The sequence below is a fragment of the Mycobacterium pseudoshottsii JCM 15466 genome, from assembly GCF_003584745.1.
In the GTDB taxonomy this organism is placed as follows: domain Bacteria; phylum Actinomycetota; class Actinomycetes; order Mycobacteriales; family Mycobacteriaceae; genus Mycobacterium; species Mycobacterium marinum.
Window position 1 is genome coordinate 1,908,335 of sequence record NZ_AP018410.1, and the last position, 21,487, is coordinate 1,929,821.

Consider the following 21,487-nt stretch of genomic DNA (forward strand, 5'->3'; position numbering starts at 1 on the left):
GCCGCAGGGCGGGAGGCCTCATGGCCGTGCAGAGCAGTGCTCGTCGGTTAGAAAAAGCATCCGGCTTGGGCAAGGGTGAGCGGCAACTCAACGGGCCGCAGACAACCGGCCGTGAATACGCCAATCTTAGTGAGCCGCAATGCAACACGATGCAGGAGAACAATGTTGCGATCCCGGTGCGGGATGGCACCGTGTGGCTGGCCGATGTGCACCGGCCCGATGCGCAGGGCCGTTTTCCCGCCTTGATCGCCGTCTCGCCGTATCCGCGGCAAATCCAAGATCTCGGTGCCCCGATGGGGTTCATCGAGGCCGGCGTCACCGATTTCTGGGTGCCTCGGGGCTATGTCCACGTGATCGCGAACGTGCGTGGTACCGGGGGTTCGGGGGGTACCTTCGGGTTCTTCGACGCCACCGAACGCCGTGACATGCACGATCTGGTGGAGTGGGCGGCCGCGCAGCCCTGGTGTGACGGCAACGTGGGGATGATCGGCATCAGCTACTTCGCCATGACGCAGCTGGAGGCGGCCGTGGAGCGGCCACCGCATCTGAAGGCCATCTTCCCAGTGGCGGCGACCACTGACCTCTACGAGGCTGCCGTGCACCACGGCCTGTTCAGCTCGTCGTTCGTCAGTCCGTTTCTGACGATGGTGGGTATTACGTCGGAACGAAGCGACGCGCTGTGGCGGGGCAAGCTGGTCGGGCTGGTCCGGCGGGTCCTCAACACCCCACGGCTGCATCAGAAGTTTGCGACCATGAACGGCGAAGCCGCCCTGACCATGCTGCGTCAATTGACCAAGATTCACCACAATCCGCGCCCGTGGGACCAGTTGTGGCTCTCGGCGGCGGTCGAGCATCCCACCCGCGATGAGTGGTGGGACGAACGCGATCTCAATCCTCTGCTGGACCGGATCGATGTGCCGGTATATCTGGGTTGCGATTGGCAGAACGTCCCGTTGCACCTTCCGTCTACCTTCGCGGCGTGGAAAGCGTTGGCGGACGGGCCCTCTACCCGGATGGGGATGCTCGGCGAGTTCGGCTTGACCTGGCCGTGGGAGAGTCTTCATCTCGAGGCGTTGGCGTGGTTTGACCATTGGCTCAAGAGCCGTGACACCGGGATCCTGGCCGGGCCGGCCATCCGCTACGTGTTGCCCGGCGCCGAGGGATGGCGGACCACCGAGACGTGGCCGCCGCCCGGCGTTGTCTACCGGGAATTTGCGCTGCGCGCTGACGGGCAACTCGGCGATGACGAGGGTGAGCCGGGCGCTCGTGAGTACCTGGTCCTCGGCGGTGGTTTGAATCGGGCCGCCGCCAGCGCGATCGATCCGCCCTCGATGCTCACCTGGACCAGTGCGCCGCTTACCCGGGACCTTGATGTAGTCGGCGATATCGAACTGCGTCTCGTTGCCGCGGCTACCGCAATGGACACCGCGTGGATCGCGACGCTGCACGAAGTTGCCCGAGACGGCACCGTATCCGACGTCACAGCCGGGTGGCTTCGGGCCAGCATGCGCCGCGTCGATGAGAAGGCCAGCCGGCGCGGCGCGCCTATCCTGCCGTGCCGCGAAATGGAGGCCGTACCCATCGGTGAGGATGTCGTCTACCGGATACCTTTGGTGGCCAACGCTCGACGGTTCAAGGCCGGCTGCCGCATTCGGCTGATCCTCACCAGCGACGACCAGGACCCGGCAACTCCGGCCATCATGAGCTTCCGGCACGCCAGTGTCGGCACCAGCAGCCGCAACACCATCCGTTCCTCGTCGCGGTTGCACCTTCCAGTGTTGCCCGCCCAGTCGTCGGAGCTGCAGTCGTGACTGCCGGCCAGGGCAGCGGGGGAGCCCCTCGGGAAGCGGTCACCGGGCCGATGAAACGGGTCGACGTGCTCGACAGCGCGATGAGCTATATCGACGTGGGGCAGGGCGATCCCATTGTCTTCTTACACGGCAACCCGACTTCGTCCTACCTGTGGCGCAACGTGATCCCGCATCTCAGCGACGTGGGTCGATGCCTGGCGCCGGACCTGATCGGCATGGGGGCCTCCGGCACCTCTCCGACCTTCTCCTACCGGTTCGCCGACCATGTCCGGTACCTCGACGCGTGGTTCGAGGCCGTCGGGATTACCGAGAACGTGGTGTTGGTGGTGCACGACTGGGGTTCGGCGCTGGGTTTCTACCGCGCGCTGCGCTATCCGGAGCAGATTGCCGGTATCGCTTACATGGATGCGCTCGTGCAGCCCAGGACCTGGGCGGGCTTCACCGACTATGAGCCCCTGATGCGGGCGCTGCGCACCGAACAGGGCGAGCGGATGGCTCTGGCGGAGAACGTCTTTGTGGAGAAGGTGGTGCCTGGAGGTGTGCAACGCCAGCTGACCGAGGAGGAGATGGCCGTCTATCGCAAGCCCTACCCCACGCCCCAGAGCCGCATCCCCACGCTGCTCTGGGCCCGTGAGATCCCGGTCGAGGGTGAGCCGGCTGACGTGCAGGCGATGGTACAGGAGTATGCAGACTTCTTATCGCGCAGCGACATTCCGAAACTTCTCATAGTCGCGGAGCCGGGCGCAATCCTGCATGAAGGGGGCAGCGAGCTCGACTTCGCGCGCTCGTGGCCCAACCAGCGCGAAGTAAAGGTCGCCGGCCGTCACTTCCTGCAAGAGGACTCCCCGGACGCGATTGGCGCGGCCGTGCGCGCCTTCGTCCTCGACGTGCGCGAACGCCAAGATGGAGCCGACCGTGCCTGACCGACTCGAATCGCGCAAAGTCATCCAGGATTTCGGCCGCCCGGTTGGGTTGACGCTTTACGTGGTCACCTCGGTGGCGCAGGGATTGGACGCCGTGCAAGTGTATATCGAGGATCACCTCGGCTACCTGCGGGAGTTGGAAGACCGTGGCGTGCTCTTTGCCGCCGGCCCGTTGTGGACCGACGGCGGCGATTACTTCGAAGGCGACGGATTGCTGATCTACCGCGCCGGCTCGGTGGTCGAGGCCCAGGCGATCGCTGACGCCGATCCCATGCACACCAGCGGAGCCAGGACCTATCGGATCAGGCCGTGGTTCGTCCATGACGGTACCATCGCGAACCGCCTCTCTTAGTGGCGCCATGACCGTTGATCTTTTCCGGGCCAAGTAATTTCTGCACTGTCCAGAAAGGCATTTCGATGAGTTTCAGTGATGATGAGGTCGCATTCATGAAGAGCCAGCCGCTGGCCAGGATCGCGACGGTCGACGATGACGGTCAACCCGATGTCGTCCCGGTCGGTTTCGAGTTCGATGGGACCTACATCAACATCGGCGGCTTTGAGCCATCGAAGACACGGCGCCACCACAACGTCTTGGACGGCAACAACAAGATCGCATTGGTCATCGACGATTTGGTGTCCACGCAGCCCTGGAGTCCCCGGTTTCTGCGTGTGTACGGCACCGCCGAGGTGGTAGCCGGTGATCAGCCGTATCTGCGGGTGACTCCGAAGATCTCGTGGAGTTTGAACCTGCGCGGCGAACCGGTGGCCAATGACGAATCATTGGCGCCGCCTAAACGGACCGTCCATCAACATCCCCGGGCTTGATCGGCGCCAGGGCCGGCTCCCCAACGCCGGTGTCACCGTAGTAGCCCAGCCGAAGCAAATCGGTGATCTCGCTGACCAGCGGCATCCGCGGGTTGGTGCGGTTGCTGAGGTCCTCGAACGCGGTCATCGCCAGCGTCGGCAGCGCGGCCAGGAATCCCTGCTCGTCAACCCCGAATTCCCGCAGCGATCTCGGCATGTCCAGTCGGTCCAGCAGATCGTCGACCCCTGCGAACAATCGCTGGCGGCTGTCGTCGGGAAGATGGCCACCAAACACCAGCTGGCCGAGTTGCGCGTATTTATCCGGTGCGATGTACGCCGAATATCCAGGCGCGGGCATGAACTTGGTAGGCAGACTTGCGTTGTAGCGCAGCACGTGCGGCAGGAAGATGCCGTTCGCCCGGCCATGGGGGACCGAGAATTTCGCACCAACGGCGTGGGCGAGGGCATGATTGGTCCCGACGAAGGCATTCGAGAAGGCCAGGCCGGCAAGCGTCGCCGCATTGGACATGCTCGTTCGGGCGGACAGATCGTCGGGATCGTCGTACGCCCTGGGCAGGGCATCGAAGATCAGCCGTACCGTCTGGGCGCACAACGCATCCGTGTAGGGCGAGGCGAAGATCGACACGATCGCCTCGCGCGTGGGTCAGCGCGTCGATGCCGGTGTCCGCGGTCAGCTTCTGCGGCATTGACGAGGTCAGCACCGGGTCCACGATCGCCAGGTCGGGGACCAAGCTGTAGTCGACGAGCGTCTCCTTCTTCCCGCCAACGGTCAACACCGCCGCCGGCGAAACTTCCGACCCAGTGCCCGATGTCGTTGGGACAGCAACGAGTTGGATGCGATGACGGTCGGTCGGATAGTCAGCCACCCGCTTGCGCGGGTCGAGGAAGGGCATCGTCAAAGCGTCGAGGCTTTTCTCCGGGTGCTCGTAGAACAGCCGCATCGCCTTGCCGGCGTCGAGCACCGAACCGCCGCCGATGGCGATCAGCAGATCGGGCTGCACCCGCTGCATGAGCGCGACACCGCGGCGGATGGTCGTCTCGTCGGGCTCGGGTGTCACTTCGCTGAACACCTGCACGTGCTGGGCGCGCAACTTGCCACGCAGCGCTCCTCGGTCAGTGCGTCGGTTACCACCACGACGGTCTCGCAGTCGAGCTCGCGCAGATTGTCCAGTGCCCCTTCGTTGAAGTAGGTGTTGGACGGCACGCGGAACCATTGCGGCGGCGTGCGCCGCCGCGACACCGTCTTGATGTTGAGCAACTGGCGATAGTTGACGTTCTCGGTGGTGCTCGATCCGCCCCAGGTGCCACAGCCCAGCGAGAACGTGGGTGTCAGATTGTTGTAGACCCCGCCGAGCGCTCCGACCGCGGTTGGCGCGTTGACCAGGATGCGGCCGGTGCGAACCGCCAACCCGTATGCCTCGATGACGTCGTCGTCGTTGGCGTAGATCGCCGAGGTATGGCCCAACCCGCCGTGCTCGGTGACCAAGACGGCGGCGTCGATGCCGTGCTGCACACTGCGCGCGCGCACCACCCCGAGCACCGGCATCAGCTTCTCCTGCACCAGTGGGTGGGCGGCGAGTTCGTCCAAGTCCGACGGCAACTGCGCCAGCAGCACTTTCACCGTGGGAGGCACGCTGAATCCGGCCCGGGCGGCCAGTTCTGGCGCCTTCTGCCCGACCGCATCGAGGGAGACCTTGTCGCCACAACCAAACGCGAACTCGGCCACCGCCTTCGCCTGGTCGGCGGTGAGCAACTGGGCCCCCATCCGCTCGAACTCGGCGATCATCTCGTCGTAGATCTCGTCGTCGATGATGCAGGTCTGCTCGGCCGGGCAGATGACCGATGAGTCAAACGTTTTCGAGATGAGTATGTCGACCACCGCGCCCTTGAGGTCTGCGGTCTTGTGAATGTAGATCGGCGCATTCCCAGGACCGACACTGAGCCCCGGCTTTCCTGCCGAGTTCGCCAACGCGACGATCTTTGGCCCGCCGGTCACCCAGATGAAGTCGACCTTCGGGTGTTTGAACAAGTAGTGCGTCACCTCGTGAGCGGCATCGGGGATGACCTGCAGCGCCCCGGGAGGCATCCCGGCCGCTTCGGCCGCGGTGCGCAGGATCTCGATGCTTTGTTCGCAGCAGCGCACCGCATACGGTGACGGTCGGAAAAGAATGGCGTTGCGGGTCTTTGCGGCCACGATCGCCTTGAACAACACCGTCGAGGTCGGGTTGGTCACCGGGGTAATGCCGAGCACCACCCCGATCGGTTCGGCCACATAGACGATGTTGTGCTCGACGTCCTCGTCGATGACGCCCACCGATTTCTTGCCGCGCAGATAGTCGTGCAGGAATTCGGTGGCCACATAGTTCTTGACAACCTTGTCCTCGAAGACGCCGAAGCCCGTCTCCTCGATCGCCACACCGGCCAGTTCGCCGGCCGCGCGCACCCCGGCCCGCACCATCGCCTCGACGATCGCGTCGACCTGCTGCTGGTCAAGCTTGCGGAAGGCGCGGGCCGCCTCAGCGGCGGTATCAACAATGGCGTCGATTTCGGCGGTGCGTAGGTTGTCGATCGCGGGTGCTTCGACGGGGGAGGCGGACTCGGTTGGTGTCGTTGTCATGATCGGGTCCTCAAGCCGGGAAGAGGCGCGGTGTGCCTCGCGGATGAGCCGATGCTACGCATCCGTGGTCAGGCCTAACGAGGGTCCGAAGGCCCTACGTTGGGGGTACTAATGGGCTGATCGGACGGGGCGGGTGGGGACCGCACTGTCGGAGCCGAATGCCTGCGCGCCGCTGGCACAGCGCCCTGATCGAATCACGCACGTCGCCCGCTCGCTGCATCAGGCCCTACGGATTTCACTATCAGGGGTGATGGCGGTCATGCCACGCATGGTGCGAATGGCGTGCCTCAAGACATCCGAATCGGGTCATTGCGTGACTGCCGGTGGGTGTCGAATGCTCTCCTGGTTGTCGCTGCCGTCATCGTCGAGGGCCACACCCGGTCCGAGGTGCTGGCCTGTCATCGGGCAGAAAAGTTTGCTGCAAGGGCCTGCTGGGCTGCCGGCTTGGTGTGATACTGGCCCCTGGCCGATGGATCAAACCACGATTGGGTGGGAGGGCCGATATGTCAGATGTAATGGTGGCCCCGGAACTGGTGGCGGCCGCGGCCAACGATTACGCGAAGATTGGCGTGTTGCTGGGCGAGGCGCATGCGGCTGCGGCCGCCTCGACGGTCGAGTTGCTGCCCGCGGCCGCCGACGAAGTGTCGGCCGGCATCGCGCACCTGTTCTCCGGGCATGCCGAGGACTATCAGAAGGTGGCCAGCCAAGCGGTGGCTTTTCACGATCGGTTTGCCGCGCAGGTGAACGCCAGCGCCGGTGGGTATGCCAGCGCGGAGGCCGCCAACGCCGTCTCGTTGCAGGCTTTGTTCGATAACCCGCATCTTGTCGTGGTCGCCGCGGGAACCGCCGTCTCCAACGCTTTGTCCGGCCTGTCGGCGGGCGTGAAATCGGCTTGGGATCTGTTGTGGCGGTACGGCGGCCAGTATGTGGCAACCGCGTTGGCTCAGGTGGCGTCCAGTGCCCTATTTTTCTTGCTGATTGCGTTTGTCGGACTCTATTCGCTGGTGAATGGGCGTCCGTACGTGTTTATCTAGCCCGGCGCGTGCTGATGTCTCGAGACGGCTTCTGTGTCGTCGAATGTCAGGGTGGCGCCCGGTGCGCACCGGCTGCGGCAACAAAGTGCTCTCGGGTGCGGTCGCCGGTCGGGATGGCCTTCTGGCGCTGGTGACCTGCTCTAGCTTGGGGAATTGTTACGTAGCTTCGAGTACACCGCTGTGGGGATTAGGACCAGTAGCACAAGGCTGCCAACGGTCCCCCACAGCGATCCCCGTATTGCGTTGGCGATTGCACTGACAGCCAGTAGAAGCCAGGCAAAACCCATGATTGCGACGTAGCGACGCGCGTGCAGCACGCCTGGCCGAAGTCGGGTGAACCCTGCGATGGCGCCGGCTAGGCATGCGGCGACGACCGCGACTGCGATGACGAGGTATGTGGTGCTATTTGGTGGCACAGTTGATCAATCCTGCTCCTGATCCGGCAACGCCGAGTAGCGCCCAGTCTGCGGGGCCAGCCGACGACGGCCGGGTTGAACGCGACCGGGTCAGCGTGCAGCAGCACCCACGCCGCGCCCGCGATTGCGGCTCCGGTGAACGCTGCCCATCCGCGGCGGGCCACAGCACTCTTCCCGCAGGTTGGCGGTCTTTCGCGTGTCGCAGCGGCCGCGAGGACGGCTCCGTACTCGTCCGGTAGGCCAAGTCGTAGCCGCCGGACACCGAGCACACCAGGGCGGCGCAACGGCTCGCGTGCCGTCGGTGCTGCAGAGCGTTGTTGAGCGCGGTGTGCGCCTCGGTCGGGGTGGTGGTGTTGTGCGTCATTGGAGCCTTCCGCCAGTGCTGCACTTGCTGAAACCAGACGGATTGGATTCCGAAGTGCACGCCGGGGCGCTCGATGTTTAGGCGGGCGGCCGAAAACGGCTTCTAGTTGCCTAAGCCCGTGGTGCCCCCGGCAGGATTCGAACCTGCGGCCTTCTGCTCCGGAGGCAGACGCTCTATCCCCTGAGCTACGGGGGCGCATCGACTGCATATTGCTTCGCGCTGCGCCATAGGGCATGAACAAGCTCCGCCAGACTAGCGCATCGCGGTGACTGCGTTGCCACCGCTATGGATTCGGGGTGCGAGCACCTCAGACCATACGATGGACGATCGTGACCCCCGCCGACCTGGCTGAGCTGCTCAAAACCACCGCTACCGCGGTGTTGAGCGAACATGCCCTCGACACGTCTGCTCTGCCTCAGACCGTCGTGGTGGAGCGGCCGCGCAATCCCGAGCACGGCGACTACGCCAGCAATGTGGCCCTGCAACTCGCCAAGAAGGTCGGTGCTAACCCTCGTGAGCTGGCCGGATGGATCGCCGAGGCGCTGACGAAGGCCGACGGCATCGCCTCTGCCGAGGTGGCCGGACCGGGCTTCATCAACCTGCGCCTCGAGACCTCGGCGCAGGCCAAGATCGTCAACGCGATCATCGACGCCGGTTCGGGCTTCGGGCACTCCGAGCTGATGGCCGCGCACAAGGTCAACCTGGAATTTGTTTCGGCCAACCCGACCGGACCCATCCACATCGGGGGGACCCGCTGGGCCGCGGTTGGCGACGCCCTGGGCCGGCTGCTGTCCACGCAGGGCGCCGACGTGGTGCGCGAATACTATTTCAACGACCACGGCGCCCAGATCGACCGATTCGCCAACTCCCTGATTGCTGCCGCCAAGGGTGAGCCGACTCCCGACGATGGCTACGCGGGTACCTACATCAACGACATCGCCGCGCGGGTGCTGCAAAAGGCGCCCGACGCGCTGAGCCTGCCCGACGCCCAGATGCACGAGACGTTCCGTGAGATCGGCGTCGACCTGATGTTCAGCCACATCAAAGAGTCCCTGCACGAGTTCGGCACGGATTTCGACGTCTATACCCACGAAGACTCGATGCACAGCACGGGGCGGGTTGATCAGGCCGTCGCGCGGCTGCGTGAGACCGGCAACATCTACGAAAAAGATGGCGCAACGTGGTTGCGCAGCAGTTCTTTTGGTGACGACAAGGACCGTGTCGTGATCAAGAGTGACGGCAAGCCGGCCTATATCGCCGGTGACCTCGCGTATTACCTGGACAAGCGGGAACGTGGCTTCGATCTGTGCATCTACATGCTCGGCGCCGATCACCACGGCTACATCGCCCGGCTCAAGGCCGCCGCAGCTGCCTTCGGCGAGGATCCGGCCACCGTCGAAGTGCTGATCGGACAGATGGTCAACCTGGTCCGTGACGGTCAGCCGGTCCGGATGAGCAAGCGCGCCGGCACCGTGATCACCCTCGACGATCTGGTCGAGGCGATCGGCGTGGACGCGGCGCGCTACAGCCTGATCCGCTCCTCGGTGGACACTCCCATCGACATCGACCTGGCGCTGTGGTCCTCGGCGTCGAATGAGAACCCGGTCTACTACGTGCAGTACGCGCATGCCCGGCTCTCGGCGCTGGCCCGCAACGCGGCCGAACTCGGGTTGATCCCGGACACCGACCATCTCGAGCTGCTCAGCCACGAGAAGGAGGGCGTGCTGCTGCGCACCCTCGGCGATTTCCCGCGGATGCTCAAGGCCGCTGCCTCACTGCGGGAGCCGCACCGGGTGTGCCGCTACCTGGAGGACCTGGCCGGTGACTACCACCGGTTCTACGATTCCTGCCGGGTCTTGCCGCAGGGAGACGAGGAGCCCACGCAGCTGCATACCGCGCGCTTGGCCCTGTGTCAGGCCACGCGGCAAGCCATCGCCAACGGTCTGGGAATTCTCGGAGTGACTGCCCCGGAGAGAATGTGAACGTCCACCCAGCCGGCCCTCGGCACGCCGAAGAGAGCCGCCACCCGGAAAGCCCGCAGCGGCCGCAGTCTGCCGAAGAGCTGTTGTACCTGGCGCCGAATGTCTGGCCGCGTAACACAGCCCGTGATGAACAGGGTTGTGCCCGGATTGCCGGGGTACCGCTTACCGAGCTGGCCCGGGAATACGGGACGCCGCTGTTTGTCATCGATGAAGACGACTTTCGCTCGCGGTGCCAAGAGATCGCGGCGGCATTCGGCGGTGGCCACAACGTCAACTACGCGGCCAAGGCCTTCCTGTGCAGCGAGATCGCGCGCTGGGTGAACGAAGAGGGACTCTCGATCGACGTATCCACCGGTGGAGAGTTGGCAGTCGCACTGCACGCCAATTTTCCGCCGGAGCGGATTACCCTGCACGGCAACAACAAGTCGGTCGCAGAGTTGACGACCGCGGTCAAAGCCGGCGTCGGTCACATCGTGCTGGACTCGATGATCGAGATCGAGCGTCTCGACGCCATCGCGGGTGAGGCGGGCATCGTCCAGGACGTCTTTGTGCGTCTCACCGTCGGGGTCGAGGCGCACACCCACGAGTTCATCTCCACCGCGCACGAAGACCAGAAGTTCGGGCTCTCGATCTCCAGCGGCGCGGCGATGGCAGCGGTGCGCCGGGTCTTTGCGACCGACCACTTGCGGCTGGTCGGACTGCACAGCCACATCGGTTCCCAGATCTTCGATGTGGATGGTTTTGAACTGGCCGCCCACCGTGTCATCGGCCTGCTGCGCGAGGTGGTCGCTGAATTCGGTTCGGAAAAGACCGCGCAGCTTGCGACGGTCGATCTTGGCGGCGGCCTGGGTATCTCGTATCTGTCATCCGACGCCCCGCCGCCGGTAGGGGAGTTGGCCGACAAGCTGGGCGCGATCGTGAGCAATGAGTCGGCGGCCGTGGGCCTGCCCGCGCCCAGGTTGGTGGTCGAGCCCGGACGTGCCATCGCCGGACCGGGCACCATCACGCTGTACGAAGTCGGCACGGTCAAGGACGTTGACGTGAGCGCCACGGCGAACCGGCGCTACGTCAGCGTGGATGGCGGCATGAGTGACAACATCCGCACCGCGCTCTATGACGCTCAGTACGACGTCCGGTTGGTCTCGCGCGTCAGTGATGCGCCGGCGATGCTGGCTCGCGTGGTCGGAAAACACTGCGAAAGTGGCGATATCATCGTGCGTGACACGTGGGTGCCCGACGACCTGCAGCCGGGCGACTTGGTGGCCGTGGCTGCGACCGGTGCCTACTGCTATTCGCTGTCGAGTCGTTACAACATGATTGGCCGTCCCGCGGTGGTGGCGGTGCGCGCGGGTAAGGCGCGTCTGGTCCTGCGCCGCGAGACGGTTGATGATCTTTTGAGTCTGGAGGTGAGGTAACCCGTGTCCGGTGACGTAAAGCCGGTCGGTGTAGCGGTGCTCGGATTGGGCAACGTTGGTAGTGAAGTTGTCCGCATCATCGAGGAAAGCGCTGATGATCTCGCGGCCCGTGTCGGCGCCCCACTGGTGCTGCGCGGCGTCGGAGTGCGTCGAGTTGCGGACGACCGCGGTGTACCCATCGACCTACTGACCGACGACATTGAGAAGCTCGTTTCGCGTGAGGACGTCGACATCGTCGTCGAAGTGATGGGTCCGGTGGAGCCGTCACGCAAGGCGATCCTGACCGCGCTCGAGCACGGCAAATCCGTCGTGACCGCCAACAAGGCGTTGCTGTCCACCTCTACTGGTGAACTGGCGCAGGCGGCCGAAAGCGCACATGTCGATCTCTATTTCGAAGCCGCGGTGGCCGGCGCCATTCCCGTCATCCGTCCGTTGACCCAGTCGCTGGCCGGCGACACGGTGTTGCGGGTGGCCGGCATCGTCAACGGCACCACCAACTACATCCTGTCCGAAATGGACAGCACCGGGGCCGACTACGCGAAAGCGCTGGCCGATGCGGGCGCGCTCGGCTATGCCGAAGCCGATCCCACCGCAGATGTCGAGGGCTTTGATGCCGCGGCCAAAGCTGCGATCCTGGCCTCGATCGCGTTCCATACCCGGGTGACCGCGGATGACGTCTACCGCGAGGGCATCACCAAGATCACGCCCGCGGACTTCGCCTCGGCCCGCGCTCTGGGCTGCACCATCAAGCTGCTGTCGATTTGTGAGCGCCTCACCACTGACGAAGGTCAGCAACGGGTCTCGGCCCGGGTGTATCCGGCGTTGGTGCCGCTGTCGCACCCGTTGGCCACGGTCAATGGTGCGTTCAATGCCGTGGTGGTCGAGGCCGAGGCCGCTGGGCGATTGATGTTCTACGGTCAGGGCGCCGGTGGGGCGCCAACCGCCTCGGCGGTGACCGGCGACCTGGTGATGGCCGCGCGCAACCGGGTCCTCGGCAGCCGTGGCCCACGCGAATCCAAATATGCTCAACTACCGGTGGCACCAATGGGTTTCATCTCTACGCGCTATTACGTCAGCATGAATGTCGCCGATAAGGCGGGTGTGTTGTCGGCGGTAGCGGCCGAGTTCGCCAAGCGCGACGTAAGCATCGCCGAGGTGCGTCAAGAAGGGGTCGTGGACCAAGACGGCCAACGCATCGGGGCCCGGATCGTGGTGGTCACCCACCTGGCTACCGATGCCGCACTTTCGGAAACCGTTGAAGCGCTTGCGGACTTGGACGTCGTCGAAAATGTGGCCAGCGTGCTGCGACTGGAAGGCAACGACCTGTGAGCGCCTCGCCGACCGCGGTCCACAAGCCCTGGCCCGGTTTGATCGCGGCGTACCGGGACCGCCTCCCGGTGGCCGATGACTGGGCTCCTGTCACCCTGCTCGAGGGCGGTACTCCGCTGATCGCGGCTCCCCGGCTCTCCAAGCAGACCGGGTGCACGATCCACCTCAAGGTCGAGGGCCTCAACCCCACCGGATCCTTCAAGGACCGGGGCATGACCATGGCGGTGACCGACGCGCTGGCGCGTGGGCAACAGGCCGTGTTGTGCGCATCGACCGGGAACACGTCGGCGTCGGCGGCGGCTTACGCCGCCCGTGCTGGAATCACCTGTGCGGTGCTGATCCCGCAGGGCAAGATTGCGATGGGCAAGCTGGCTCAGGCGGTCATGCACGGGGCCAAGATCATCCAGATTGACGGCAACTTCGACGACTGTCTGGAACTGGCGCGCAAGATGGCTGCCGACTTCCCGACCATCTCATTGGTCAACTCCGTGAACCCGGTGCGTATCGAGGGCCAGAAGACCGCGGCGTTCGAGATCGTCGACGCGCTTGGCGTCGCACCGGATGTGCACGCACTTCCAGTCGGTAACGCGGGCAACATCACCGCGTACTGGAAGGGATACACCGAGTATCACCGAGACGGCATTATCGAGAAGTTGCCTCGCATGTTGGGCACCCAAGCCGCGGGTGCGGCGCCGTTGGTTCTCGGCGAACCGGTGAACCACCCGGAGACCATCGCCACCGCGATTCGCATTGGCTCGCCGGCGTCGTGGACGTCGGCCGTGGAGGCGCAGCAGCAGTCCAAGGGGCGCTTCCTGGCGGCGACTGATGAGGAAATCCTTGCCGCCTATCACCTGGTCGCGCGCGCCGAGGGGGTGTTCGTCGAGCCCGCCTCGGCGGCCAGCATCGCCGGTCTGCTCAAGGCCATCGACGACGGGTGGGTGGCCCGCGGGTCAACCGTGGTGTGCACGGTCACCGGCAACGGCCTGAAGGACCCCGACACCGCGCTCAAAGACATGCCGAAGGTGTCTCCGGTACCCGTTGACCCAGTCGCGGTGGTTGAGAAGCTGGGGTTGGCGTAGTGGTGATCGCCAGCGCGGCGCAGCCGGGCGCAGCGCAGTTTGCTGAGGCCTGTCGGTGACACAGGTATTGCCCTCGGGTCTGGTGGCGAGTGCCGTCGTAGCGGCATCAAGTGCCAACCTCGGCCCGGGGTTCGACAGTCTCGGCCTCGCATTGAGTCTCTATGACGAAATCGTGCTTGAGACAACCGATTCCGGGTTGGAAGTGGTGGTCGAAGGCGAGGGGGCCGGCCAGGTTCCGCTCAACTCTGAACACTTGGTTGTGCGCGCCATCCAGCACGGGCTGCGAGCCGTGGGCGTTTCCGCGGCTGGCCTAATTGTGCGCTGCCGCAACGATATTCCGCATTCCCGTGGTCTCGGGTCGTCCGCGTCGGCGGTAGTTGGTGGCCTCGCTGCCGTCAACGGCCTTGTCTCACAAGCTGGTTGGGTGCCATTGAGCGACCAGCAGCTGATCCAGCTGTCTTCGGAATTTGAAGGCCACCCCGACAACGCCGCGGCCGCTGTGCTCGGCGGTGCGGTGGTTTCTTGGATTGAGCGTTGCGGTGACCGTGCCGACTACTCGGCCGTGCAGCTAGATCTTCACCCCGATATTCACTTGTTCTCGGCGATTCCCGAGGTGCGCTCCTCGACCGCGGAGACTCGGGTGCTGCTGCCTGACTTGGTCAGCCATGACGATGCGCGATTCAACATCAGCCGCGCCGCATTGCTCGTGGTTGCCCTCACCCAACGGCCCGATTTGTTGATGGCGGCCACCGAAGACGTCCTCCATCAGCCCCAGCGTGCCTCGGCAATGCCGGCCTCGGCGGAATATTTGCAGCTGTTGCGGCGTCATAAAGTGGCAGCGACTCTTTCTGGGGCTGGACCGGCGCTGATTGCGTTGACCACCAACCCGGACTTGCCGCCGGAAGCGGTCGAGTACGGCGCCGCAAATGGATTCACAATTACCGCGATGACCGCGGGTGACAGGGTCCGGTGGAAGCCCGGAGTGGCATTCAGCGACTGATTGACAACCTGCGGGGGGTTTGCTTGCTTCCGGCCAGGAAGCGGGCTATCCTCGGAGCCGTCCAGCAATCGCAGCATCTGCTTCTGCACACATACTGCCTTGCAGCTAGGACACCACCAATTCTTCTCGGGGACGAGGTTCGCCGTATTCGCCGCAGATCCTGGCGACCACCGTTGGGGAGTCGATGATTGGGCGCACTCGGCTATTTGGCTGAATGCAACGAACCCTCGTATGACGTAATCAAGCGGGGGAAAGAAAGGAATTCCGTGACTGATACGGACCTCATCACGGCTGGCGAAAGCACCGACGCTGATAAGAAGTCGGATTCCGTGACAAAAGACAGTTCCGACCTCAATACTGCTGCGCCGACCGGCGCGCTGGCCACCATGGTGCTGCCCGAACTGCGCGCGCTGGCCAACCAAGTTGGTGTCAAGGGGACGTCGGGCATGCGTAAGAACGAGCTGATCGCCGCGATCCAAGAATTTCGGGACCGCGCCAACGGCACGCCCGCGGCCGCCGAGCCGACCCCAGATTCCGGCGAACAGAAGTCCTCGGCGAGTACCGAGGCCCCAGCGGTCAACGAGGCCACCAAAGACGCTCCTCAACAGGAGCAAAACGCCTCATCCGGCGACACGGTGCGCCGCGAGCGGCGCAGATCCTCGCGTGACTCGGGAACGTCGTCACGTGACGGCGCCGACTCGGCTGGCGAAAGCCCAGATAAACGCGGGAAGCGGGCCGCCGGCGGCGATGCCGACAACAATCAGAAGGCGCCGGAAAAGGCTCAAGAAGACGCCAAGACTGACGGGGGAGCAGCGGAGTCGGGCGGTGACCAAGGCGCCGGCCAGCAGGGCTCGGGTGGCCAGCAATCGCGCGGCGAAGACGATGGCGAAGGGCGGCAGGGCCGGCGAGGACGCCGATTCCGCGACCGCCGGCGTCGTGGGGAGCGCTCGGGTGACGGTTCCGACGCCGAGTTGCGTGAGGATGACGTCGTCCAGCCGGTCGCCGGCATTCTTGACGTGCTCGACAACTACGCCTTTGTCCGTACCTCCGGCTACCTTGCCGGCCCGCACGACGTCTACGTGTCGATGAACATGGTGCGCAAGAACGGCCTGCGCCGCGGCGACGCGGTCACCGGCGCCGTTCGGGTTCCGCGTGAAGGCGAGCAGCCTAACCAACGACAAAAATTCAACCCGCTGGTGCGTTTGGACAGCGTCAATGGGGGATCGGTCGAGGACGCCAAGAAGCGGCCCGAATTCGGCAAACTGACGCCGCTCTATCCCAACCAGCGTCTTCGCTTGGAAACCACCACAGAGCGGCTGACCACGCGGGTCATCGATCTGATCATGCCGATTGGCAAGGGCCAGCGCGCGCTGATCGTCTCGCCCCCCAAGGCCGGTAAGACGACGATCCTGCAGGACATCGCCAACGCCATTACCAAGAACAATCCGGAATGCCACCTCATGGTCGTGCTCGTCGACGAGCGGCCCGAGGAGGTCACCGACATGACGCGTTCGGTCAAGGGTGAGGTCATCGCCTCAACGTTCGACCGTCCGCCATCCGACCACACATCGGTCGCGGAGCTGGCCATCGAGCGAGCCAAGCGCCTCGTGGAGCAGGGCAAAGACGTCGTGGTGCTGCTGGACTCCATCACCCGGTTGGGACGTGCCTACAACAACGCGTCGCCGGCATCGGGCCGGATTCTCTCCGGCGGTGTCGACTCCACCGCGCTGTACCCGCCCAAGCGATTCCTGGGTGCGGCACGCAACATCGAAGAGGGCGGCTCGCTGACCATCATCGCGACCGCGATGGTCGAGACCGGCTCCACCGGTGACACCGTCATCTTCGAAGAGTTCAAGGGCACCGGTAACGCCGAGCTCAAGCTGGACCGCAAGATCGCCGAGCGGCGCGTTTTCCCCGCGGTCGACGTGAACCCGTCGGGTACCCGTAAAGATGAGCTGCTGCTCTCACCTGATGAGTTCGCCATCGTCCACAAGCTGCGTCGCGTGCTGTCCGGCCTGGATTCCCACCAGGCCATCGACCTGCTGATGTCGCAGCTGCGTAAGACCAAGAACAACTACGAGTTCCTCGTGCAGGTCTCCAAGACCACACCAGGGAATATGGACAACGACTAGAGCAATACACCGGCTGCGGGTGCCAGGGAATGCCCGCGCAAATCTCGGTGTTTGGGGTGATGGTGGTTGACCTGGCATAATCGAGGCTCGACCACCCAGAACCGCCTCAGGTTCTTGAGTTAAGCCTGACCGCCGCTTGAACATCGGGGAGCACCGGAGGCCACGAGCGGCCGACGATCGAAGAGGACAGCATGAAATCTGACATTCATCCCACCTACGAGGAGACCACCGTGGTCTGCGGGTGCGGAAACACGTTCCAGACGCGGAGCACCAAGCAGGGCGGCCGTATCGTGGCCGAGGTTTGCTCGCAGTGCCATCCGTTCTACACCGGCAAGCAGAAGATCCTCGACAGCGGTGGTCGGGTTGCCCGCTTCGAGCGTCGCTACGGCAAGCGCAAGGCCGGAGCCGACAAGGACCAGGCGGCGGCCGACAAGTAGCTGGATTACCGACGCCCGAACTGTGCATGAGCAGCACAGGCCGGGCGTCGGTTCGTGTTTGCGGTAAGAGCTGGCAGGAGGTGTGAGATGGCAGCGCCGGTGCAGACGATTGACGTCCTGCTCGCCGAACACGCAGACCTTGAGCGCGCGTTGGCGGATCCAGAACTGCACAGCAGGCCCGACGAGGCGCGCAAAGCCGGACGTCGGTTTGCCCGCTTGGCGCCGATCGTGGCCACCTACCGCAAGCTGGTAGCCGCGCGCGAAGATCTGGAGACCGCGCACGAATTGGCGGCCACCGACGAGTCGTTTGCCGCCGAAGCCGCCGAACTGGAGGCCCGGGTCGCCGAACTGGACTCGCAGCTCACCGACATGTTGGCGCCGCGGGACCCGCATGACGCCGACGACATCGTGCTCGAAGTCAAGTCTGGCGAGGGTGGCGAAGAATCGGCGCTATTCGCTGCCGACCTGGCCAGAATGTATATCCGCTATGCCGAACGGCACGGCTGGACCGTGACGGTGCTCGGGGAGACCACCTCGGATCTGGGCGGCTACAAGGACGCGACGCTGGCCATCGCCAGCAAGGGCGACACGGCCGACGGCGTGTGGTCGCGGATGAAGTTCGAGGGCGGGGTGCACCGGGTGCAGCGGGTCCCGGTAACCGAATCTCAAGGTCGCGTGCATACCTCGGCGGCCGGCGTACTTGTCTACCCCGAGCCCGAGGAAGTCGGCGAGGTGCAGATCGACGAGTCGGACCTGCGCATCGACGTCTACCGGTCGTCGGGCAAGGGCGGCCAGGGGGTCAACACCACCGACTCCGCGGTGCGGATTACCCACCTGCCCACCGGGATCGTGGTCACCTGCCAAAACGAACGCTCACAGCTGCAGAACAAGATCCGTGCCATGCGGGTGCTCGGGGCTCGTCTGCAGGCGATCGCCGAAGAGCGGGCGATGGCTGACGCCTCGGCGGATCGGGCCAGCCAGATACGAACCGTGGACCGTAGCGAACGCATCCGCACCTACAACTTCCCCGAGAACCGGATCACCGATCACCGAATCGGCTACAAGTCCCACAACCTCGACCAGGTCCTCGATGGCGATCTGGACGCTCTATTCGACGCACTGGCTGCCGCTGACAAACAGGCCCGGCTGCAGCAGTCATGACCTCGCTGCGCCACGCGATCGACTCCGCTGCGGCGCTTCTTGCCGAAGCCGGGATCGACTCTGCACGTGGTGATGCCGAATGGTTGGCCGCTCACCTGACCGGCACCGACCGCGGTCTGCTGTACCTGCCTGACGATCCGCTTGATTCCGATGCTCTCGGTCAGTACCAAGACATGGTGACCGCCCGATCACGCAGGGTGCCGTTGCAGCATCTCATCGGCACGGTGCAGTTTGGGCCGGTGGAGTTGCAGGTCGGTCCGGGTGTCTTCGTGCCGCGCCCAGAGACCGAGGCAGTGTTGGAATGGGCTGGTGCACAACAGCTTTCCGAAGACCCCGTCGTTGTTGACCTGTGTACCGGATCCGGCGCGTTGGCAGTCGCGTTGGCCAACCGTTGGCCCACGGCGCGGATTCTTGGCGTCGACGATTCGGCCGCTGCGCTCGAGTATGCACACCGCAATTCCGTGGGCACCAAGGTGGAACTGGTGCGAGCCGATGTCACCACCCCGGGGCTGATGCCCGAACTCGATGGACAGGTCGACCTCGTGGTGACCAACCCGCCATACATTCCCGACGGCGCTGTTCTGGAACCTGAAGTAGCACAGCATGATCCGCATCGTGCGCTGTTTGGAGGGCCGAACGGGATGGCGGTGATACCCCACGTCGTACGGCTGGCCGGCCGTTGGTTGCGTCCCGGTGGGCGGTTCGCCGTCGAACACGACGACACCACCGCGCGGCAGACCGTTGAATGTATCGAAAGCGCAGGCGTTTTCGAGGACATCGTGGCTCGGCAAGATCTGGCCGGACGGTCAAGGTTCGTGACCGCCGTCAAGAGGCTGGTTCGGTGACGGCTGCGGTGAGGATGCGGGGCGAAGCGAATGCGAAGGAGGGCCAGCGCCCATGAGTGAGGTGTTCGACTGCGCCGACCCCGACCAGCGTTCCAACGGGATCGCTTCTGCGGCAGGGGCGCTCAAAGCCGGTCGGCTGGTCGTCATGCCGACGGACACCGTCTATGGGATCGGTGCCGACGCATTCGACAGTGCCGCGGTGAACGCGCTGCTGTCGGCCAAGGGGCGCGGGCGCGATATGCCGGTGGGCGTGCTGGTGGGCTCCTGGCACACCATCGAGGGGCTGGTTTTCTCGATGCCCGCTGGAGCGCGTGAACTGATCCGTGCATTCTGGCCGGGCGCCTTGAGCCTGGTTGTGGTGCAAGCGCCGTCCCTGCAGTGGGACCTCGGCAACGCGCACGGCACCGTGATGCTGCGCATGCCGTTGCACCCGGTGGCCATCGAGTTGTTGCGCCAGGTGGGCCCCATGGCGGTTTCCAGCGCCAACGTCTCGGGGCAGCCGCCGGCGGTCGACGTCGCGGATGCACGTAATCAGTTCGGCGATCTGGTCGACGTCTACCTGGATGGTGGTCCCGCGGCGCAGCAGGCCGCCTCGACGATCGTCGACCTCACCGGGGCCCCGCGCATCCTGCGTCCGGGACCGGTCAGCGCCGAGCGGATCGCTGACGTGCTCGGAGTGGACGCGACAACGCTGACCGCATAGCACCGTCGTGGTGGCTGCCGCTGGGCGCTGCGGCCGGGCGCGGCTATTCGGGTTCTCAGGTTGGTGAAGTAGGGTCTCGTGGTGTCCAGCGTTGCCGACGGCTTGCTCGCCCTTTCGGTTCGCAGCGCCGGTGTCCCGCTGCGTGAGCTTGCGCTCGTCGGGTTAACCGCAGCGATCATCACGTATTTCGCGACCGGGCCGGTTCGCGTCTTGGCGACTCGCCTGGGCGCGGTCGCTTACCCGCGCGAACGCGACGTCCACGTGACACCCACCCCTCGCATGGGTGGGCTGGCGATGTTCCTCGGGGTGCTCGCCGCGGTCTTTCTCGCCTCCCAACTTCCCGCCCTCACCCGCGGGTTCGTCTATTCGACCGGCATGCCCGCGGTGCTCGTCGCGGGTGCGGTGATCATGGGTATCGGTCTGATCGATGACAGGTGGGGTCTGGATGCCCTGACGAAGTTTGCCGGTCAGATCACCGCAGCTAGCGTGCTGGTCACCATGGGCGTCGCCTGGAGCGTGCTCTACATCCCGCTGGGTGGTGTCGGGACCATCGTCTTGGACCAAGCCTCGTCCATTTTGCTCACCCTCGCGTTGACCGTGTCCATCGTCAACGCCATGAACTTCGTCGACGGACTCGATGGGCTGGCGGCTGGGCTGGGCCTCATCACGGCCTTGGCGATCTGCACCTTCTCGGTGGGGTTGCTTCGTGACCATGGCGGCGACGTACTGTTCTATCCGCCGGCGGTGATCTCGGTGGTGCTCGCAGGGGCCTGTCTCGGGTTCTTGCCGCACAATTTCCACCGAGCCAAGATCTTCATGGGCGATTCCGGTTCGATGCTGGTCGGGTTGATGCTGGCCGCGGCCTCCACCACCGCCGCGGGGCCCATCTCCCAGAACGCCTATGGGGCCCGGGACGTGTTTGCCCTGCTATCGCCGTTCTTGCTGGTAGTGGCGGTGATGTTCGTGCCGATGCTGGACCTGTTACTGGCAATCGTGCGCCGCACCCGCGCCGGACGAAGCGCATTCAGCCCCGACAAGATGCATCTTCACCACCGCTTGCTGCAGATCGGCCATTCGCATCGCCGGGTCGTGCTGCTCATCTACCTATGGGTGGGCATCGTCGCCTTCGGGGCGGCCAGCACGATCTTCGTGGACCCTCGCCACACCGCGGCGGTGATGCTCGGCGCACTGGTCGTCGCCGGGGTTGTGACAGCGATCCCGTTGCTGCGTCGTCGCGACGACTACTACGACCCGGACTAGGGCACGTCTACGACAGGCGGTAGTAGTGGCATCTACCTTGTGGTACGGTCCTGGTAGAGCCCCGAAATAAACCTCGTGGGTTGCCGGCCCCCGGCCCGGCGGATGCCTATCCGACCGCGCCAGTTAACGACGGACACAGGGAGCTACCCCTTGG

Annotated in this window: 16 protein-coding genes, 1 tRNA gene and 1 pseudogene; 16 read left to right on the forward strand and 2 right to left on the reverse strand. The window is 64.8% G+C overall.

The features are described from left to right. The first annotated feature begins 20 nt into the window (after positions 1 to 20). The 4 genes from MPSD_RS08635 to MPSD_RS08650 all read left to right on the forward strand — a co-directional run bounded on the left by MPSD_RS08635 (position 21) and on the right by MPSD_RS08650 (position 3,559). The gene (locus tag MPSD_RS08635) at positions 21 to 1,811 is read left to right on the forward strand and encodes a CocE/NonD family hydrolase (protein ID WP_086085114.1); all 1,791 of its coding nucleotides are present in this window, start codon (positions 21 to 23) and stop codon (positions 1,809 to 1,811) included. 50 nt (positions 1,812 to 1,861) lie between these two features. Beyond that, positions 1,862 to 2,734 carry a haloalkane dehalogenase gene (locus tag MPSD_RS08640; protein WP_174524071.1) on the forward strand — a complete coding sequence of 291 codons (873 nt, stop codon included), beginning with the start codon at positions 1,862 to 1,864 and terminating at the stop codon, positions 2,732 to 2,734. Continuing rightward, complete coding sequence (locus MPSD_RS08645) at positions 2,727 to 3,086, forward strand: YciI family protein (protein ID WP_020788158.1); 360 nt, start codon at positions 2,727 to 2,729, stop codon at positions 3,084 to 3,086. The genes MPSD_RS08640 and MPSD_RS08645 overlap by 8 nt, the downstream gene beginning before the upstream one ends. Before the next feature lie 65 nt (positions 3,087 to 3,151). Then, positions 3,152 to 3,559: a PPOX class F420-dependent oxidoreductase gene (locus MPSD_RS08650; protein ID WP_015356710.1), complete on the forward strand. Its 408-nt coding sequence runs from the start codon at positions 3,152 to 3,154 to the stop codon at positions 3,557 to 3,559. On the opposite strand, the pseudogene adhE reads toward MPSD_RS08650, so the two are convergent. Continuing rightward, positions 3,525 to 6,176, reverse strand: a pseudogene (gene adhE, locus MPSD_RS08655) (bifunctional acetaldehyde-CoA/alcohol dehydrogenase). The gene MPSD_RS08650 and the pseudogene adhE overlap by 35 nt on opposite strands. Positions 6,177 to 6,679: 503 nt before the next feature. Between adhE and MPSD_RS08660 the strand changes: the two are divergent. Next, positions 6,680 to 7,210, forward strand: a complete 531-nt coding sequence (locus MPSD_RS08660) for a PE family protein (protein ID WP_020788154.1) — start codon at positions 6,680 to 6,682, stop codon at positions 7,208 to 7,210. 899 nt (positions 7,211 to 8,109) lie between these two features. Here MPSD_RS08660 and MPSD_RS08675 read toward each other — a convergent pair. Further along, positions 8,110 to 8,185: transfer RNA gene (locus MPSD_RS08675), tRNA-Arg, on the reverse strand. A 134-nt stretch (positions 8,186 to 8,319) separates the two neighbouring features. Here MPSD_RS08675 and argS point away from each other — a divergent pair. The 11 genes from argS to rfe all read left to right on the forward strand — a co-directional run bounded on the left by argS (position 8,320) and on the right by rfe (position 21,333). Beyond that, positions 8,320 to 9,972, forward strand: coding sequence for an arginine--tRNA ligase (argS, locus tag MPSD_RS08680; RefSeq protein WP_015356707.1), 1,653 nt, complete (start codon positions 8,320 to 8,322; stop codon positions 9,970 to 9,972). 80 nt (positions 9,973 to 10,052) lie between these two features. Beyond that, positions 10,053 to 11,387, forward strand: coding sequence for a diaminopimelate decarboxylase (gene lysA / locus MPSD_RS08685; protein WP_223161975.1), 1,335 nt, complete (start codon positions 10,053 to 10,055; stop codon positions 11,385 to 11,387). A gap of 3 nt (positions 11,388 to 11,390) precedes the next feature. Further along, entirely contained in the window at positions 11,391 to 12,716 is a 1,326-nt protein-coding gene (locus MPSD_RS08690; RefSeq protein WP_012395684.1) for a homoserine dehydrogenase, read from the forward strand. Further along, the gene (thrC, locus tag MPSD_RS08695; RefSeq protein ID WP_012395683.1) at positions 12,713 to 13,795 is read left to right on the forward strand and encodes a threonine synthase; all 1,083 of its coding nucleotides are present in this window, start codon (positions 12,713 to 12,715) and stop codon (positions 13,793 to 13,795) included. The genes MPSD_RS08690 and thrC overlap by 4 nt, the downstream gene beginning before the upstream one ends. Before the next feature lie 55 nt (positions 13,796 to 13,850). Next, entirely contained in the window at positions 13,851 to 14,795 is a 945-nt protein-coding gene (gene thrB / locus MPSD_RS08700) for a homoserine kinase (protein ID WP_015356704.1), read from the forward strand. Between the two features lie 266 nt (positions 14,796 to 15,061). Further along, the gene (rho, locus tag MPSD_RS08710) at positions 15,062 to 16,927 is read left to right on the forward strand and encodes a transcription termination factor Rho (protein WP_015356703.1); all 1,866 of its coding nucleotides are present in this window, start codon (positions 15,062 to 15,064) and stop codon (positions 16,925 to 16,927) included. Between the two features lie 191 nt (positions 16,928 to 17,118). Then, positions 17,119 to 17,364: a 50S ribosomal protein L31 gene (gene rpmE, locus MPSD_RS08715; protein WP_011741636.1), complete on the forward strand. Its 246-nt coding sequence runs from the start codon at positions 17,119 to 17,121 to the stop codon at positions 17,362 to 17,364. Between the two features lie 87 nt (positions 17,365 to 17,451). Continuing rightward, positions 17,452 to 18,525, forward strand: a complete 1,074-nt coding sequence (gene prfA / locus MPSD_RS08720) for a peptide chain release factor 1 (protein WP_020788150.1) — start codon at positions 17,452 to 17,454, stop codon at positions 18,523 to 18,525. Continuing rightward, positions 18,522 to 19,370, forward strand: coding sequence for a peptide chain release factor N(5)-glutamine methyltransferase (prmC, locus tag MPSD_RS08725; protein ID WP_086085111.1), 849 nt, complete (start codon positions 18,522 to 18,524; stop codon positions 19,368 to 19,370). Before prfA ends, prmC begins: the two co-directional genes overlap by 4 nt. A 52-nt stretch (positions 19,371 to 19,422) precedes the next feature. Beyond that, positions 19,423 to 20,073 (forward strand): L-threonylcarbamoyladenylate synthase, encoded by a 651-nt coding sequence (locus MPSD_RS08730; RefSeq protein WP_011741633.1) that lies wholly within the window; start codon positions 19,423 to 19,425, stop codon positions 20,071 to 20,073. Between the two features lie 78 nt (positions 20,074 to 20,151). After that, the gene (rfe, locus tag MPSD_RS08735) at positions 20,152 to 21,333 is read left to right on the forward strand and encodes a UDP-N-acetylglucosamine--decaprenyl-phosphate N-acetylglucosaminephosphotransferase (protein ID WP_011741632.1); all 1,182 of its coding nucleotides are present in this window, start codon (positions 20,152 to 20,154) and stop codon (positions 21,331 to 21,333) included. Positions 21,334 to 21,487: the final 154 nt, after the last annotated feature.

What these genes read in the sequence shown, in the direction of transcription:
- MPSD_RS08730 (WP_011741633.1), top strand. Translation starts at nt 19,423, where the DNA reads ATGAGTGAGGTGTTCGACTGCGCCGACCCCGACCAGCGTTCCAACGGG.
- MPSD_RS08660 (WP_020788154.1), top strand. Translation starts at nt 6,680, where the DNA reads ATGTCAGATGTAATGGTGGCCCCGGAACTGGTGGCGGCCGCGGCCAAC.
- MPSD_RS08640 (WP_174524071.1), top strand. Translation starts at nt 1,862, where the DNA reads ATGAAACGGGTCGACGTGCTCGACAGCGCGATGAGCTATATCGACGTG.
- rpmE (WP_011741636.1), top strand. Translation starts at nt 17,119, where the DNA reads ATGAAATCTGACATTCATCCCACCTACGAGGAGACCACCGTGGTCTGC.
- MPSD_RS08635 (WP_086085114.1), top strand. Translation starts at nt 21, where the DNA reads ATGGCCGTGCAGAGCAGTGCTCGTCGGTTAGAAAAAGCATCCGGCTTG.
- prmC (WP_086085111.1), top strand. Translation starts at nt 18,522, where the DNA reads ATGACCTCGCTGCGCCACGCGATCGACTCCGCTGCGGCGCTTCTTGCC.
- prfA (WP_020788150.1), top strand. Translation starts at nt 17,452, where the DNA reads ATGGCAGCGCCGGTGCAGACGATTGACGTCCTGCTCGCCGAACACGCA.
- MPSD_RS08650 (WP_015356710.1), top strand. Translation starts at nt 3,152, where the DNA reads ATGAGTTTCAGTGATGATGAGGTCGCATTCATGAAGAGCCAGCCGCTG.